11 protein-coding genes are annotated in these 15,338 nt (G+C 70.0%); 7 read left to right on the top strand and 4 right to left on the bottom strand.

Annotated elements, in window-relative coordinates; all coding sequences use genetic code 11:
- Positions 1–23: 23 nt before the first annotated feature.
- From infB to B146_RS0103175, 4 genes are all read left to right on the top strand, one after another.
- Positions 24–3,353, top strand: a complete 3,330-nt coding sequence (gene infB, locus B146_RS24870) for a translation initiation factor IF-2 (protein ID WP_019994966.1) — start codon at positions 24–26, stop codon at positions 3,351–3,353.
- Positions 3,354–3,665: 312 nt separating this feature from the next.
- Positions 3,666–4,094, top strand: a complete 429-nt coding sequence (rbfA, locus tag B146_RS0103165) for a 30S ribosome-binding factor RbfA (protein ID WP_019994967.1) — start codon at positions 3,666–3,668, stop codon at positions 4,092–4,094.
- Positions 4,094–5,077, top strand: a complete 984-nt coding sequence (truB, locus tag B146_RS0103170) for a tRNA pseudouridine(55) synthase TruB (protein WP_019994968.1) — start codon at positions 4,094–4,096, stop codon at positions 5,075–5,077. The genes rbfA and truB overlap by 1 nt, the downstream gene beginning before the upstream one ends.
- 147 nt (positions 5,078–5,224) lie before the next feature.
- Positions 5,225–6,160, top strand: coding sequence for an alpha/beta hydrolase (locus B146_RS0103175; protein ID WP_019994969.1), 936 nt, complete (start codon positions 5,225–5,227; stop codon positions 6,158–6,160).
- Here B146_RS0103175 and B146_RS28870 read toward each other — a convergent pair.
- Positions 6,055–6,582, bottom strand: coding sequence for a hypothetical protein (locus B146_RS28870; protein WP_192843315.1), 528 nt, complete (start codon positions 6,580–6,582; stop codon positions 6,055–6,057). The genes B146_RS0103175 and B146_RS28870 overlap by 106 nt on opposite strands.
- A gap of 177 nt (positions 6,583–6,759) precedes the next feature.
- On the opposite strand from B146_RS28870, the gene B146_RS0103180 reads away from it, so the two are divergent.
- Positions 6,760–10,017 (top strand): GAF domain-containing protein, encoded by a 3,258-nt coding sequence (locus B146_RS0103180; RefSeq protein WP_019994970.1) that lies wholly within the window; start codon positions 6,760–6,762, stop codon positions 10,015–10,017.
- Between the two features lie 4 nt (positions 10,018–10,021).
- The gene (locus B146_RS0103185; protein ID WP_019994971.1) at positions 10,022–10,426 is read left to right on the top strand and encodes a hypothetical protein; all 405 of its coding nucleotides are present in this window, start codon (positions 10,022–10,024) and stop codon (positions 10,424–10,426) included.
- Positions 10,427–10,509: 83 nt separating this feature from the next.
- On the opposite strand, the gene B146_RS28875 is transcribed toward B146_RS0103185, so the two are convergent.
- Positions 10,510–10,680, bottom strand: coding sequence for a hypothetical protein (locus B146_RS28875; protein WP_155897329.1), 171 nt, complete (start codon positions 10,678–10,680; stop codon positions 10,510–10,512).
- Positions 10,681–10,746: 66 nt separating this feature from the next.
- Here B146_RS28875 and B146_RS24875 point away from each other — a divergent pair, with 66 nt between their 5' ends.
- Positions 10,747–11,991, top strand: coding sequence for an App1 family protein (locus B146_RS24875; RefSeq protein ID WP_019994972.1), 1,245 nt, complete (start codon positions 10,747–10,749; stop codon positions 11,989–11,991).
- Here the strand turns inward: B146_RS24875 and B146_RS0103200 are convergent.
- Positions 11,948–12,772, bottom strand: a complete 825-nt coding sequence (locus B146_RS0103200) for an alpha/beta fold hydrolase (protein WP_019994973.1) — start codon at positions 12,770–12,772, stop codon at positions 11,948–11,950. The two genes, B146_RS24875 and B146_RS0103200, sit on opposite strands and share 44 nt — an antisense overlap.
- 311 nt (positions 12,773–13,083) lie before the next feature.
- The gene (locus B146_RS27525; protein WP_322786358.1) at positions 13,084–15,183 is read right to left on the bottom strand and encodes a HAMP domain-containing methyl-accepting chemotaxis protein; all 2,100 of its coding nucleotides are present in this window, start codon (positions 15,181–15,183) and stop codon (positions 13,084–13,086) included.
- Between the last annotated feature and the right edge of the window lie 155 nt (positions 15,184–15,338).

Here is a 15,338-nt window from a genome sequence, read left to right on the forward strand (position 1 = left end):
CCGCGCAGGAAGCGGAAATATAGATGAGCGACTCGAAATCCGGCGACGACAAGACGCTGAGCGTCACCCCGAAGAAGACCCTGAGCCTGAAGCCCAGCGGCACGGGCGCGCCGTCCACCGTTCGGCAGAGCTTCTCGCATGGGCGCACGAACAACGTCGTCGTGGAAACCAAGAAGCGCAAGTTCTCCAAGCCCGAGGACGCGGCCAAGGCCGCGACGCCCGCGCCGAGCACCGCATCCGCTGGCGCGCCGCGCCCGACGCTGACGCCCGCCCAGCAGGCGGCGCTCGCCCGCGCGGCTGAGAACCCGCAGGCGCCGGTTCCGCCCGATCGCCCCGTCGCGGCCGCTCCCGCCGCCGAGCCCGTTGCCGCGCCGGTCGCCGCTGCCGCTCCGGAGGCTCCGGCCGCCGCTGCTCCCGCGCCGGCCGCAGCTGCGGCCGAGGCGCCGGCTCCCGCCGCGCCCGTGGCGGAAGCCGCACCCGCTGCCGCTCCCAAGGTCGAGGCGCCCGCCAGCGCGCCCGCCGCTCCTGTTTCCGAACCGGCGGCCGCTGCCGCCGCTCCGGCGCCGGCCGTCACGCCGGACGCCTCTGCCCCCGTTTCCGTGACCGAACCCCCACGAGCCGACACCCTGAAGCCGACCGCCCCCGAATCCGCCAAGCCCGTCCAGGCGTCCGCCGCCACGACGGCCGCCCCCGCCGCCACCGGCGCCGCCCGCCCCGCCACGGGTGCGCCGCAGCGCCCCGGCGCCCCGGCCGGCCGCACCGACGGCCATCGCCCCGCCGGCGCCCCGGGCGCCCGTCCGGGTGCGCCCGCCGGCGCCCGCCCCGGCTCGGCCGGCGGCAACTACAACAATGCTTCGCGCACGGGCTCCGGCCCGGGCCAGCGTCCGGGTCAGCCCGGCCGCCCCGGCCAGCCGCCGCAGGGCAACCGTCCGGGTGCGCCCGCGCAGAACGCCGCGCCCGGCGCGCGCCAGCCGCGCGGCGCGGTCCTGTCGGACCTGTCCTCGAAGGAAATGGACGCGCGTCGCCGCGCCCTGATCCTCGCACAGCAGCGCGAGGTCGAGGACCGTCGCCTGTTCCAGCTCGAGGAAGCACGCCGCATCGCCGAAGACGAGCGTCGCCGCGCCGAGCGTGAGGAATCCGAGCGCCGTCAGGCCGAGGAAGCCGCGCGCGTCGAGATGGAAGCCGCGGCCCGCAAGAAGGCCGAGGAAGACGCCGCTCGCCGCGCCGCCGCCCGGCCGCAGACGACGGGCCGCGCCAAGCCGGCCGACGTCATCCCCGGCCCGCCGCCGGTGGACGACGGTCTGGGCCTGCGCCCGGCCGGTCGCACCGACCTCACCAAGAAGACCCGTGCGGACGACGAGGACGATCGTCGCGGCCCCGCCGGCGCGCGTCGCGGACCTCCGGGTCGCACGCCCGTCGTGGAAGCGCCCAAGCCGACGCGTTCGCGCACTGGCGACGACCGTCGCGGCGCCGGCCGCGTCAATGTCGAGCGCGCCCTGTCGGACGACGACGCGCGCGGCCGTTCGCTCTCCTCGATGCGTCGCCGTCAGGAGAAGTTCAAGCGTTCGCAGCAGAACCAAGCCCGTGAGAAGATTTCGCGCGAAGTGATCATTCCCGAGACCATCACCATCCAGGAACTCGCCAACCGCATGTCCGAGCGGGCGGTGGACGTCATCAAGTATCTGATGGCGCAGGGTCAGATGATGAAGCCCGGCGACGTGATCGACGCCGATCTGGCTGAGATCATCGCGACCGAGTTCGGCCACACGCCCCGCCGCGTGGCGGAGTCGGACGTCGAGACCGGCATTTTCGACGTCGCCAGCAACCCCGAGAAGCTGGTGTCGCGTCCCCCGGTCGTCACGATCATGGGTCACGTCGACCACGGCAAGACCTCGCTGCTCGACGCGATCCGCAAGACCAGCGTCGTGTCCGGCGAGGCCGGCGGCATCACGCAGCATATCGGCGCCTATCAGGTCGAGCGGGACGGTCACCTGATCTCCTTCATCGACACGCCGGGCCACGAAGCCTTCACGGCGATGCGCGCCCGCGGCGCCCAGGCGACCGACATCGCGATCCTCGTGGTGGCGGCCGACGACAGCGTCATGCCGCAGACGATCGAGTCCATCAGCCACGCCAAGGCGGCCGGTGTTCCGATCATCGTGGCGATCAACAAGATCGACAAGCCGGGCGCCGACCCGCAGAAGGTGCGCACGAACCTCCTCCAGCATGAGGTGTTCGTGGAAACCATGGGCGGTGAAGTGCTCGACGTCGAAGTGTCCGCCAAGGCCGGCACCAATCTCGACAAGCTGCTCGAGGCGATCATCCTTCAGGCCGAAATCCTCGACCTCAAGGCCGATCCGGACCGCACCGCCGAAGGCGTCGTCATCGAAGCGCAGCTCGATCGTGGCCGTGGCCCGGTCGCGACCGCGCTGGTCCAGGCCGGCACGCTGCGCCAGGGCGACATCGTGGTGGCCGGCGACCAGTGGGGCCGCGTGCGCGCCCTGGTCGACGACAAGGGCCGCCAGCTGAAGACGGCGGGTCCCTCGACCCCGGTCGAGATCCTGGGCATGCAGGGCACGCCGCTCGCCGGCGACCGCTTCGCCGTGGTCAAGGACGAGGCGCAGGCCCGCGAGATCACCGAGTACCGCCAGCGTCTGACGCGCGACAAGGCCGTGGCCAAGTCGGCCGGCCAGCGCGGCTCGCTCGAGCAGATGATGATGACGCTGCAGGACACGGGTCTGAAGACCTTCCCGCTGCTCATCAAGGGCGACGTGCAGGGTTCGGTCGAGGCCATCAACGTGGCGCTCGAGAAGCTCGGCACGGACGAGGTGCAGGCGCGCATCGTCCATTCGGGCGCCGGTGCCATCACCGAGTCCGACGTGCAGCTCGCCGCGACCTCCAAGGCCGCCATCATCGGCTTCAACGTCCGCGCCAACGCGCAGGCCCGTCAGGCCGCCGAGCGCGAGGGCATCGAGATCCGCTACTACAACATCATCTACGACCTGGTGGATGACGTGAAGCAGGCGATGTCGGGCCTTCTCTCGCCGGAGCGCCGCGAGACGTTCCTCGGCAATGCCGAAATCCTCGAGGTCTTCCAGATCACGAAGGTCGGCAAGGTCGCGGGCTGCCGCGTCACGGAAGGCAAGGTCGAGCGTGGTGCGGGCGTCCGCCTCATCCGCGACGGCGTGGTCATCCACGAAGGCACGCTCAAGACGCTCAAGCGCTTCAAGGACGAAGTCGCCGAAGTGCCGGGCGGTCAGGAATGCGGTATGGCGTTCCAGAACTACGACGATATCCGCGTCGGCGATATCATCGAAAACTTCCGCGTGGAGCACATCGCCCGCTCGCTCTGAGGCGAGGGCGACAAGGGGGCCGGTTCGCCGGCCCCGTCTCCCGACGGATCGGCCGCATCCCGCTCAAGGTGCGCGGCGCGATCGTGAGGGACCGATACGGAAACGGGCGCGCCCAAGCGCGGCCACAGTTTCCGGCGAAGACTGACAGGGCCCGGCGGCGACGCCGGGCCGTTCTCTTCGTGTGTGGATCGAAACGACCTCGCTTCCCTTCGAGAAGACGAGGACGTCGCTGAGCTCGACATTTCTCCGTTCGAACCGGTGCGGTCGCTCCCCTTGGGCGCGGCCGACGGCGCAGCGTTGCAAGAGGCAAACATGGCCAAACAAGCCAACACCCCCAAGGGGCCGTCGCAGCGTCAGCTGTCGGTCGGCGAAAAGGTCCGCCACGCGCTGACCGAAGCGCTCCAGCGCGGCGACCTGCGCGATCCGCTCCTCGAGCGCGCGGTCGTCACCGTGTCGGAAGTGCGCATGTCGCCCGACCTGAAACTCGCCACCGCCTACATCACGGTGCTCGGCCAGAGCGAGTTGCAGCCCTTCGTGAATGCTCTCAACGCGCACGCGAAATATCTGAGGGGGCGGCTTTCGCCGGCCCTTCGGCAGATGAAGTACATGCCCGAGGTCCGCTTCCGCAAGGATGACAGCTTCGACAACTACGCCCGGATCGACGCGCTCCTGCGCTCGCCCGACGTGTTGCGCGATCTGGAGGAGACCGAGGGCGACGACGACAACAAGGAAGAACGCTGATGGCACGGCGCGGCAAGAAGCCGAAGGGGCGCCCGATTTCGGGCTGGGTGATCTTCGACAAGCCGGTGGGCATGGGCTCCACCGAGGCGGTCGCCAAGATCAAGTGGCTGTATTTCGCGCAGAAGGCGGGCCATGCCGGCACGCTTGATCCGCTGGCGTCCGGCATGCTGCCGATCGCGCTCGGCGACGCGACCAAGACCGTTCCCTTCGTCATGGACGGGCGCAAGACCTATCGCTTCGCGGTGAGCTGGGGCGCGGAAACCACGACCGACGACACCGAAGGCCCGGTGACGCGCTCCTCGGACCTGCGCCCGACGCGGGCCGAGGTCGAGGCGCAGCTTCCCGCCTTCGTCGGCGAGATCTCGCAGGTTCCCCCCGCCTTCTCCGCGATCAAGATCGACGGCGAGCGCGCCTATGATCTCGCTCGCGCCGGCGAGACCGTGGAGATCGCGGCCCGTACCGTGACGGTCCACAAGCTCGAGATCGTCTCGATGGACGAGGGCGTCACCGTGTTCGAGGCCGATTGCGGCAAGGGCACCTATGTGCGCTCCATCGCTCGCGATCTCGGCCGCGCGCTCGGCTGTTTCGGCCATGTCACGGAGCTTCGCCGCATTCGCGTCGGCGCGTTCGACGAGGACGATCTGATCACGCTGGACGACCTGATGGACGCGGCGGAAGAAGGGCTCGAAGAGCTCGATCAGGAAGCGATCGACGCGGGCGCGCGTCCGCGCGTCGTGCGTTTCGAGGCGCTGGACGAATTCGTTCTGGATGCCGCGACCGCTCTGTCCGACCTCTACGAGGTCGCGCTCAGCGACGATCAGGCGGGCCGCGTCCTGTCGGGCAATCCGGTGCTCCTGCGCGGGCGCGACGCGCCGGCCTTCTGCGAGGAAGCCTATGCGACCGGCCATGGCCGCCTCGTCGCGCTCGGCTCGATCGATCAGGGCGCGTTCCACCCCAAGCGCGTCTTCGGCGGGCGGGGCTGATCCGCCATCGCGGCATCACGCCCATGTGAAGGCGGCTGCCGCCTTCCGGGACCGGTGCCTTGCCGAACACGGAAACCTTATCGAGCCCGGCCGCTTTAGGAAGCGGTCGGGCTTTTCCTGTTCGGCGCAGCGTGAGGGACGTGAGCCATGAGGATCGACGCCGAGGCCGAGGCTGTGCTGCGCGAGGTCGAGGCCTCCTCGAAGGGGCGCCCCGCGCCGCGCAACGCCGCCGAAACGCTGGCGCAGGCCCGCTCCGACACGGCCTCGCTCAAGCGCTTCTCGGCCCCGCCGCCGAGTTCGGTTCGCACGGAAAGCGGCGAGGCGCCGGGGCGAGGCGGGCATTCGATCCCCTTGCGCCTTTACCGTGCGCCGGATGCCAGACACGTCCTTCTCTGGCTGCATGGCGGAGGCGCGATCGCCGGCTCGCTCGACACGCACGAAGCGCCGCTCATGGCGCTCGCCGAGCGCACCGGTCGCGTCGTCGTCTCGGTCGGCTACCGTCTGGCGCCGGAAGCGCGCTACCCGGCGCAGCACGAGGATTGTCTGGAGGCCGCCCGCTTCGTGGCGGGCACTCTCGTCGCGAGCGGCGAGACGTGGGCGATCGGCGGCGACTCGATCGGCGGGCTCTACGCCACCGCAACGGCTCGGCGCCTGCGCGACGAAGGCTTCGCCGCGCCGCCCGAAGCGCAGGTGCTTCTCTATCCCAACACGGATCTGCGCGATCACAGGACCTATCCCTCGCTCACCGAAAACGAGGGACGGATCATGACGCGCCGCTCGCTCGGCTACGAGGCGGACCAGTCCGTGCCGCGCCACGCCGACCGGATTTCCCCAGACGCCTCGCCCGTTCTGGCCGCCGATCTCGCCGGCCTGCCGCGCTGCTTTCTCGCCACCTGCGAGGCCGATCCGCTGCGCGACGAAGGCGAGGCCTATGTCGCGCGGCTGCGCGAGGCCGGTGTCGCGCTGGACCATCGCCGCTATGACGGGATGATCCATGCCTTTCTCCAGATGAACGGACGCATCGCCCGGGCCGATGCTTTGATGGACGACATCGCCGCGTTTCTGCGCCCCGGTGCGAGGTGATGCGCCGGCCCCGCGCCGCGCCGCCCGCCCGATTCATCTCCATGCGCCGGCCGCTCGGCCGGGTTCTCGAAGGGGCGGTCGGCGCCAGCGCGTTCCACTTCGCGCGCGACCTCCCCGCCGCCCGGACGGTCGATACCGAGCGCGCGCCGGCGCTGCGCTGCCCTCCTGTCCCGCATGGACTCCTCCCGTCCCACCAAGCGGTCGATCGGCGCGCTTGGGCGCTCCCGGCGGATGGTGGATTCGGCGGCGCGCGGCGGGTGCGGGAACAGGCCGTCGCCCCTGCCGATCCGTCGATGAAGGCGCCGCGTCGAAAGCACCGGAACATCAGCCTCGGTCGCCTCTTGCCAGACCCCGACGGGATGGTAGACCCTGTCCACCAGGGATGCTTCGAGGTCGATGGGGATGGCGGGTTCGATGCACATGGCCGGAGCCTCCCGCCGTTTCCCGGGCCGTTCTCGCGCTCATGCGCCGCCCCGTTCTCTCGACCCAAGCGCGCCTTGCGGGAACACGAGGGGCGCTTGGCTCGCAAACGACTTTTCATCGCGCGAAAAGCATTCTACGAAGCGGCATCCACGATCGGGGAGCACGGGAAGTCCGCTGTGATAGACGAGCCAGAGGATTCCCCGAAGACGCGGCCGGACCGCGAAGCGGAGCGGCTGGCGGCGCTGGCGGCTTACGGCATTCTCGACACGCCGCCCGAACAGGCTTTCGACGACATCGTGCTTCTGGCGCGCGCCCTGTGCCGCGCGCCGGTGGCGCTGGTCAGCCTTGTCGATCGCGACCGGCAATGGTTCAAGGCGCGCTCGGGCTTCGAGCCCTGCCAGACGCCGCTCGAACAATCCGTGTGTTCCCACGCGCTCGGCCAGACCGATCTTCTGATCATCCCCGATCTGACGCTCGATGCGCGCACGCGCGCCAACACGCTCGTCACGGGTGAGCCGTTCCTGCGCTTCTATGCCGGCGCGCCGCTCGTCACGCCCGCCGGCGAGGTGCTCGGCACGCTCTGCGTTCTCGACCATGTGCCCCGGCCGGACGGGCTCACCAAACCCGAAGGCGAGGCGCTGTCGGCCCTGTCGCGGCAGGTCGTCACCCAGCTGGAACTGCGTCTGGCGCTTGCCGCCCGGGACCGCGCGCTTCTGGAAAAGCGCGAAGGCGACCGCCATCACCGCATGATCCTCGACAGTGCGGTGGATCACGCGATCTTCTCGCTCGACGCCTCGGGCCGGGTGACGGCCTGGAGCCGAGGCGCCGAGGCGCTTCTCGGCTGGCGCGAGGAGGAGATGCTCGGCGTGTCCGTCGAGCGGCTGTTCTCGGCCGAAGATCAGGCGATCTGGCTTCTGGAGAGCGATCTGCCGCTGGCGCGGGCTGAGGGCCGCGCGCTCAGCGAGGGCTGGCGCCCGCGCAAGGACGGATCGCGCTTTCTGGCCTCCAGCGAGACCCGGCCGCTCGTGTCCGAAACCGGCGCGCCGATCGGCTGGCTGGTGATCCTGCGCGACCTGACGATCGAGCGGCGGCGCGAGCATCGCCTGACGATCCTCGCCGAAGCCTCCGCCGCGCTTCTCTCGGCCTCCGGCGCGGGCGACGTTCTGAAGCCCATTCTGGAGGAAGGGGCCGAGCTGATCGGCTTCGACCAGTGCTGCATGTTCGACATCGCGGCCGATGGGTGCCACCTGCATCTGACGCACGGGATCGGCCTCGATCCGCAAACGCAGGAGCAGCTCGGGCGAACGGCGATGGAATGGCCGCTCTGCGGCATCGTCGCCGAGACGGCCGAGCCCATGGTCCTCTCGGGCCTGCTCGACAGCACCGAGCCGCGCCACGCCATCGCCCATGCCATGCGCTTCGACGGCTATGCCGGGTTCCCGATCCTCAGCCAGGGCCGTGCCAAGGGGGTGATCTCCTTCACGCGGGTCGGGCCGGGCGCGTTCGATGGCGAGACCGTGGCCTTCTTCGCCACGATCGCCCGCTTCATGTCGGCGACGCGCGAGCGCCTCGACGCCGAGGAGGACCTGCGCGCCAGCGAGCGCAAATGGCGCGAACTCTTCGAGGAACTGCAGGAAGCCTTCGTTCTCGGGCGTCTCGTTCGCAATGTCGAAGGGCGCGCCGTGGATTGGCGCTACGAGGCGGTGAACCGCGCCTGGACCACGCTGACGGGACTGTCGTCCGAGGTGGTGGTCGGGCGCACGGTGCGAGAACTCTTCCCCGATCTCGGGACGGAATGGGTGCGGGGCGCGGCGGCTTCCGTCGGCGCCAACAAGCCGATGCGCTTCCTGCGCACGGTGGAACCCTTGAAGCGCTCCTTCGAGGGCGTGATCCAGCCGACCGGCGCCGACGGGTTCAGCGCCTTGTTCGTGGAGGTGACGGACCGCGCCAAGGCCGACGCCCGGCGCGACGCCCTCGCCATGCTCGGCGAGCGCCTGCTGCGCGGCGACGACGAAGCGACCATGCTGCACGATGTCGCCGAAGCGATCGGCCGGGCGCTGCAGGCCTCGGCCGTCGCCTATCGAAGCGTCACGTCCGAGGGCCGCTCGGCGGGCGCCACGATGGGCTGGCGCGAGGACGGCGCGCCGATGGGCGACCTCGTGGACGGCGAGGAACTCGCCCGCCTCTGGCCGGCGCTCGGCAAGGGCCGCGTGGTGACGAAGGGCCGGGGGAGCGAAGAGCCCTCGCACTCCGCCTCTCGGCCTGCCGCGATCCACCAGCCGATTCTGGAGGGAGGCCAGCTCGTGGCGCTTCTTCAGGTGACGGCCGACACGCCCCGGCGCTGGAGCGCGGAGGAACTCAGCTTCGTCGCGGAAGCGGCGACGCGCATCCGCGCGGCGGTGGAGCGTCGCCGCATGGAAACGCTGCTACGCGACAACGAGCGGCGCCTTCTGACGCTGGTTCAGGCCTTGCCGGTGGGCGTTCTCCTGGCCGAAGCGCGCACGGGGCGCGTGATCGCCGGCAACCGACGCATGGACGCCATTCTCGGGCGGCCGGCCGACAGCGTCATGGCGCCCGGCGGCGACGCGCAGTTCATCGCCTTCGACGGCGAGGGGCAGTCGATCCCCGCCTCGGCCTGCCCGCTGCCGCGCATCCTGAAGGGCGAGACCGAGCGCGCCACCCTGGAAATGCATCTGGAGCGGCCGGACGGAAGCCGGATCTGGATCGAGGTCGTGGGCGAGGCGATCCGCGACGTGACGGGCCGCCTGCGCGGCGCCGTGCTCTGCGCCAGCGAGATCGAGGATCGCAAGCGGGCCGAGGCGCATCAGCGCATCCTGGCGCGCGAGCTTTCGCACCGCTTGAAGAACACGCTGGCCGTCGTCCAGTCCATCGCCACCCAGACCCTGCGCTCCACCACCGATATCGAGACCGCGCGCGGCACCCTGTCCCAGCGCATCCAGGCCCTGTCGCACGCGCACGAGATCCTGCTCACCGGCCAGCACGATGCCGGCTCGGTGGAGGCCATCGTGGCGGGAGCGGTGCGCGTCCACGACACGGGCGGGCGCGTCGCGCTCACCGGGCCTCAGGTGCTGATCGGCCCGCGCGCCGCGCTGGCGCTGGCGCTCATCGCCAACGAATTGTCCACCAACGCCGTGAAATACGGCGCGCTCTCGGTGCCGGACGGGCGGATCGCGGTCGACTGGTCGCTGCGCCGCGAAGCGCCCGGCGGCCCGCAGCTCCTCGACTTCCGATGGACCGAGACGGGCGGCCCGCCCGTCGTCGCGCCGAGCCGCAAGGGGTTCGGAACGCGCCTCGTCGGCATGGGCCTCACCGGCACGCCGGAGGGCGCGGTGGACCTGACCTACGATCCGGCGGGCCTCGCCTGCCGCATCGTCGCCCCTTTGAACGACCTTGTTCTGGACAAGGAGACATGACCCGATGAGCCATTCCTTCCTGTCCGATCCGGAAACCGCCGTGGTGCTGCGCATCTGCCAGACCTCGCCGGGCTTCGTGCCGGTGATCCTGCGCGGTCAGCTCTTTCCGGTGCGCGAGGTGAACATCGCCGATTACCCCGTGTCCTCCGACCTGTCGGTGGAGGATTTCGTGCTGGGGCTGGAAGTGCTCGGATGCCAGCTCGTGCGCGACCGGGTGGACGACGTGACGGTGCGCGAGCCCGCCCGCTTCCGCTCGCCCGCCTGGGCCGTGCGCGCGCGGCAGATCCAGGCCGTGATGTCGGACACCTGGGAAGGCCGGCGCACGGCGCTGTCGGACTATCTGCACAGCCGCGAGGAAGCGCTGCACAGCCGCGAGGACGCGGAAACCGACGCGCCGCCCAAGCGCTGAGGCGGGCGGCGAGACAAGAGGCGGCGAGAGAAGGGCCGGCGAGACAGGGGGCGGTCGGCTTGTTCGCCCGCCCGCCGGCGCGCTCAGCGCGGGATAGGCGACATGGCCGACCGGCCGTTGATGAGGCGCACCGCCGTCACCATGCTGTCGGCGGGGTAGGAAAAGCGGCTCCCGTCCTCGCGCTCCAGCGTCGGCCACTGGCAGAACCGATGGGCGAGCCCCGGCGTCGGCGCCCGAATGCGTACTCTTTCCACCCCCTCCTGTCGCGAAACGCCGCGCGGCCCATCTATGGCCGCGCTGGATGAGGGGAGGGGTGAGCCATGGGCTTTGGGGCGGTCGCGTTGCGGGTGGTGGGCGGGGTCGCCACGCTCTGGGACGAGGCCCGCACCCGTCTCAAGCTCCGTCTCGGCCTGACCTCGCCGCCGATCCTCCTGCCCTATCGCGGCTATGTCGCGAAGGGGCGGGTTTATGTGAGCGGGCGCGTGGTGGAGGACGAGGGCGTCGTCGGCGCGCCGCCGTCGCGCTCGCGCTGGACCAACCTGAAACGCAGTTTCCGGCGCTACGAGACCGACGAGATCCGGGGCGCGCGGGTGGACTGGCGCCTGGGCACCCAGGCGGGGACGGTGGAAACCGACCGCGAAGGCTTCTTTGCTGTCGAGGCGCCGTTCGACCCCGGCCTTTTGCAAGGGCCCAGGTCGCACGAGACGGGGTCGCAAGGGACCGTGTCGCAAGAGCCCTGGGTTCCGGTCGAACTCACCCTGCGGGAAGCGCCCTTCTATGAGGTCGAGCCGGCGACGCGCGAAGCGCCCGTGCGGCTCGTCTCGTCCGAGGCGGCGTTCCTCGTCGTTTCCGATCTCGACGACACGGTGATCGAAACCGGCGCGCGCCATCTTCTGACGCATCTGCGCACCGTCGCCCTGAACTCCGCCGAAGGGCGCGTCGCCTTTCCGGGCGTCGCCTCGTTCTTGCGGGCCTTGGCGGCTGGGCGGGGCGGGCCGGACACCAATCCGATATTCTATGTCTCCTCCAGCCCGTGGAATCTCTACGAGGTCTTCGAGGATTTCATGCGCCTTCGCGCCATTCCGCACGGGGCGATGTTTCTGAAGGATTTCGGGCTGAGCCGGACGCAATGGCTGACCGGGAGCCATCGCCGGCACAAGCTCGCGGCGATCGATCACATCCTGTCGGCCTATCCGCATCTCCCGGTGGTTCTCGTCGGAGACACCGGGCAGAGCGACGGGCCGATCTATGCCGAGATCGTCCGGCAGCAGGGCGCGCGCGTTCTCGCCGTGTATCTGCGCGACGTGACGCCCAAGGGCTTCCAGCCGCGCCTGCGCCGGGCGATCGAGGAGATCGAGGCGGCCGGCATTCCCTTCGTGTCGGGCCCGACGCTGGAGAAGGCGGCGGCCCACGCCGAGGCGGCGGGGCTGGTGGAGCCCGGCGCCGCCGAGCGGATGGCCGAGGACATCCGCCTCGACGAGGACACGCGGCAGAAGGGGGCCTCCGCCGCGCGCGGCCGGTTCAAGCGCCGTGCGCTTCGAGAAAGGCCCGAAGAAGGCGGTTGAAACTCTCGGGATCGTCCAGCGACGAGACGTGTCCGGCGCGGATCCATTCGAGCCGGGCTCTCGGCAGTTCGCCCGCCAGCTCTTCGGTCTGCGAGAGGATCGGCGGCGCGTCGTCGCGGCCCGCGATCAGGAGCGCGGGGCATGCGATCGGCGTGACGTCGGCGGGCCGGGCCTCGACGATGGCCCGGTAGGTGAAGCGGATCGTCTGAGGCGGCATCGTGCGAAAGCCCTCGATGAAATGCCGCCGCGCCTGCGCCCCGACCCAGTGCGGCCCGACGACGCGCGAGGCGATGGCGAGGCCGATCCGCGCGCCGAGCGCGCCGCCGACGAGGCGAAGAACGGGCGGCAGCAGGTCCTGCGGGTCGATGCGATCGACGAGCCGCCGCAGCCAGCGGGACGAGGCGAGCGCGGTCGGCGTGTTGGCGAGCGCCAGAACGCGCACCCGGTCCGGCGCGCGGCTCGCCATGTCGAGCGCCACCATGCCGCCCAGCGAGATGCCGCAGACCGAGGCGCTCTGGAGGCCGAGGGCGTCGAGAAGTCCGAGCGCGTCGTCGGCGAGCTGTTCCACGGTGAGCCGCTTCGTGCCGAGCGTCGTCTCGCCATGGCCGCGCAGATCGGGGGCGATGACGCGCCGATCGGGCGCGAGCGCGTCGATCTGGGTTCGCCAGATGCGGCGCGTCTGCACCGCGCCGTGCAGGAGAAGCAGCGGCGGCCGCTCGCTTCCGGCCAGGCTTCCCGTGTCCTCGAACGTGATGTCGATATCGCCGACCCGTCGTTTCAACCGCGCTTCGCTCCTGCTTGTCTGGCTCGGTCAGGGCGAAGCCGATGGGCGCAGGCGCTGTCAAGCCGGGCGCTTTGGTTTGGGAAGGCGCCACGCGAGAGGCGACGCGAGATGGCCGGCGGTTCGCGGGACGGGACCGGGTTCGGCCCCGGCGATGGGGGAATGCGCGACGCGGGCTCCGGTGGAGCGTCGCAGCCGAGACCCGCTTCCCAATGCAGGCTTCGACGGATCGACCCGCGAAAAGGGCCTTCCCCGCGCAGCGCTCGGCCGGGCGGGGAAGGGCGATGGGGCGGTGCGTTCGGCGCCGAGCCTCAGGCGCTCATGCGCTCGAAGTCGGCAGACCCGTCGAGATCCAGCATGATGCCGGAGCCCGAATTCGCCGGGGCCGGCGCGGGCTTGCGGCTCCCCGCATGGGTCTCGCCGAAGGCCTTCACATTGGCCCGGAGCGTTTCGACCTTCGCGCGGCGGCTCTCGGTCGGCATCGCCTGACGCGGGGTCTGGCCGACCTTGAAGTAGGACGCGCCTTCCTGCAGGCGGGACGCCTCGGCCGAAAGCTGCGCCGAGGTCGCCGCCATCTGGTTGGCGGCACCGGCATTCGCCTGCGTGACCTGATCGAGCTGGGTGATCGCCTGGTTGATCTGCTCGATGCCGATCGACTGCTCGCGGCAGGCGGCCGAGATTTCCGACACGAGCTCGGCGGTGCGCTGAATGTCGGGCACGAGCGCGTCCAGCATCTGGCCGGCTTCTTCCGAGGTCAGAAGCGTCTGCGTGGAAAGCTGGCCGATTTCCTGCGCGGCTTCCTGCGAGCGTTCGGCGAGCTTGCGCACTTCCGAGGCCACCACCGCGAAACCCTTGCCATGCTGGCCGGCGCGGGCGGCCTCGATCGCGGCGTTGAGCGCCAGAAGGTCGGTCTGGCGCGCGATTTCCTGCACCACGGAAATCTTCTCGGAGATGATGCGGATGGCCTGAACCGAGGCGCTGACCGCCTCGCCGCTGCGCCGCGCGCTGTCGGAGGCCTGAACCGCGATCTTCTCGGTGGTGCCGGCATTGTCGGCGTTCTGGCGCACATTGGCGGCCATCTGCTCGATCGCGGCGGAGGCTTCCTCTGAGGCCGCCGCCTGTTCCGTCGCGCCCGAGGAGAGCTGCTCGGCGGTCGCGGCCGACTGCGCCGAGCCCGACGCCACCTGCTGGGCCGAGGCGTTGACGGTGGTCATGACCTCGGAGAGCTTGGCGCTCATCGCGTTCATGGAGCGCAGGAGGTCCCCGATCTCGTCGGCGCTCATGACCTCTTCCCGCCGCGAAATGTCGCCCGCGCCGATCTCGTCGGCCAGCCGAACGGCCTTGCGCAGGCCGCGCGAAATCTGGAGCGACATCCAGACCGCCGCGCCGGCGCCCAGAACGAGGCCGCCGAGCACCAGGGCGATCGACAGGTTGCGGGTCGCGACATATTCGGTCTGCGTGTCCGCGACGAACCGGTTGGCGACGCCCGTTTCATACTTCAGGAGATCGCGGGTCTGCGCGATCATCGACATGAGCTGCGGGCGAATATCGGTGATGATCCGATCGACCGCCTTGGAATCGCTGTTCGCCTCGCCATAGGCGAAGATCTGATTGGCGCTCGGCTTCAAACGCGACCAGTCCGCGACAATCTGCGCGACGGCCGCCTCGCGCGGGCTTCCGGCCGCCGCGTTCGCCAGATCCGCAATGCCCTTGTCGATCCGAGCGAACGTGGCCTCATAGGAGGTCTTCAAGGTTGCGAGCTGCTCCTCGCGCCCTTCCACGATGCTGGTCGTGACCTCCTGGGCGAGGTTCGGCAGGTTGCCGCGCAGATCGCTGACGATGTCGCGCAGGCCACCGGCAACCTGGTTCGCGGCCAGATCGTCTCGCAAGCGGGCGAGGCTGGCTGTCAGGCGCTGGAAGGCGGGTTCGAATTCCGACCCGTTCAGCTCGGTCGCGCGCGCCGTCACGTTCTCCTGAAGAAGGTTCATGACGGATGCGATCGACGACAGATAGGCCTTCCAGGCGCCGATCAGCTGTCCGGCGCGCTCGATCGATGCGGTGTCCTCCCGCCCGATCAGCCCCTGATAGGTCGTGAGAAGGTCGATGACGTTCTTGGCGTTGGTCTCGACCACCTGGCGCAGCTCTGCCTTCTCGGCGTCGCTCTTGAGATAGACCATCGCATTCAGCGAGCGCCCGATCGCCTCCGACGTCGCCCAGACTTCGCTGAGACGACCTGATTGGGCAAAGGGGCGCGACGCGAAGGCGCTCATCGTGTCGTTCGCCTCGCCGAGGCTGCTCACGCCATAATATCCAGACGCCGCCAACAACGTCAGGACAGATGCGAAGGAGAAGGCCAGCTTTGTCTTGATCGAGAGCCGCATGACTGTACCTGGAACGAGAGGGGCATCCATCAGACTATTGTCGAAAGGTTAGCAAAATGCTTAGTTTGCTAAGTGTTATCGCTTGGCGGCCAGCGGACCGGCGCGCGGCTTCCGCGTCCAACTGACGTTTTCGCGAGTTCGAGCCTGACGGCTCTACAAACTACTCAACGTGAAACCTCGACGGC

This window comes from Aureimonas ureilytica DSM 18598 = NBRC 106430 (assembly GCF_000382705.1).
GTDB lineage: Bacteria > Pseudomonadota > Alphaproteobacteria > Rhizobiales > Rhizobiaceae > Aureimonas > Aureimonas ureilytica.

Coding starts and splice junctions, on each gene's coding strand:
- B146_RS0103175 (WP_019994969.1), top strand. CDS start 5,225: ATGAGGATCGACGCCGAGGCCGAGGCTGTGCTGCGCGAGGTCGAGGCC.
- B146_RS28870 (WP_192843315.1), bottom strand. CDS start 6,582: ATGTGCATCGAACCCGCCATCCCCATCGACCTCGAAGCATCCCTGGTG.
- B146_RS0103185 (WP_019994971.1), top strand. CDS start 10,022: ATGAGCCATTCCTTCCTGTCCGATCCGGAAACCGCCGTGGTGCTGCGC.
- truB (WP_019994968.1), top strand. CDS start 4,094: ATGGCACGGCGCGGCAAGAAGCCGAAGGGGCGCCCGATTTCGGGCTGG.
- rbfA (WP_019994967.1), top strand. CDS start 3,666: ATGGCCAAACAAGCCAACACCCCCAAGGGGCCGTCGCAGCGTCAGCTG.
- infB (WP_019994966.1), top strand. CDS start 24: ATGAGCGACTCGAAATCCGGCGACGACAAGACGCTGAGCGTCACCCCG.
- B146_RS27525 (WP_322786358.1), bottom strand. CDS start 15,183: ATGGATGCCCCTCTCGTTCCAGGTACAGTCATGCGGCTCTCGATCAAG.
- B146_RS24875 (WP_019994972.1), top strand. CDS start 10,747: ATGGGCTTTGGGGCGGTCGCGTTGCGGGTGGTGGGCGGGGTCGCCACG.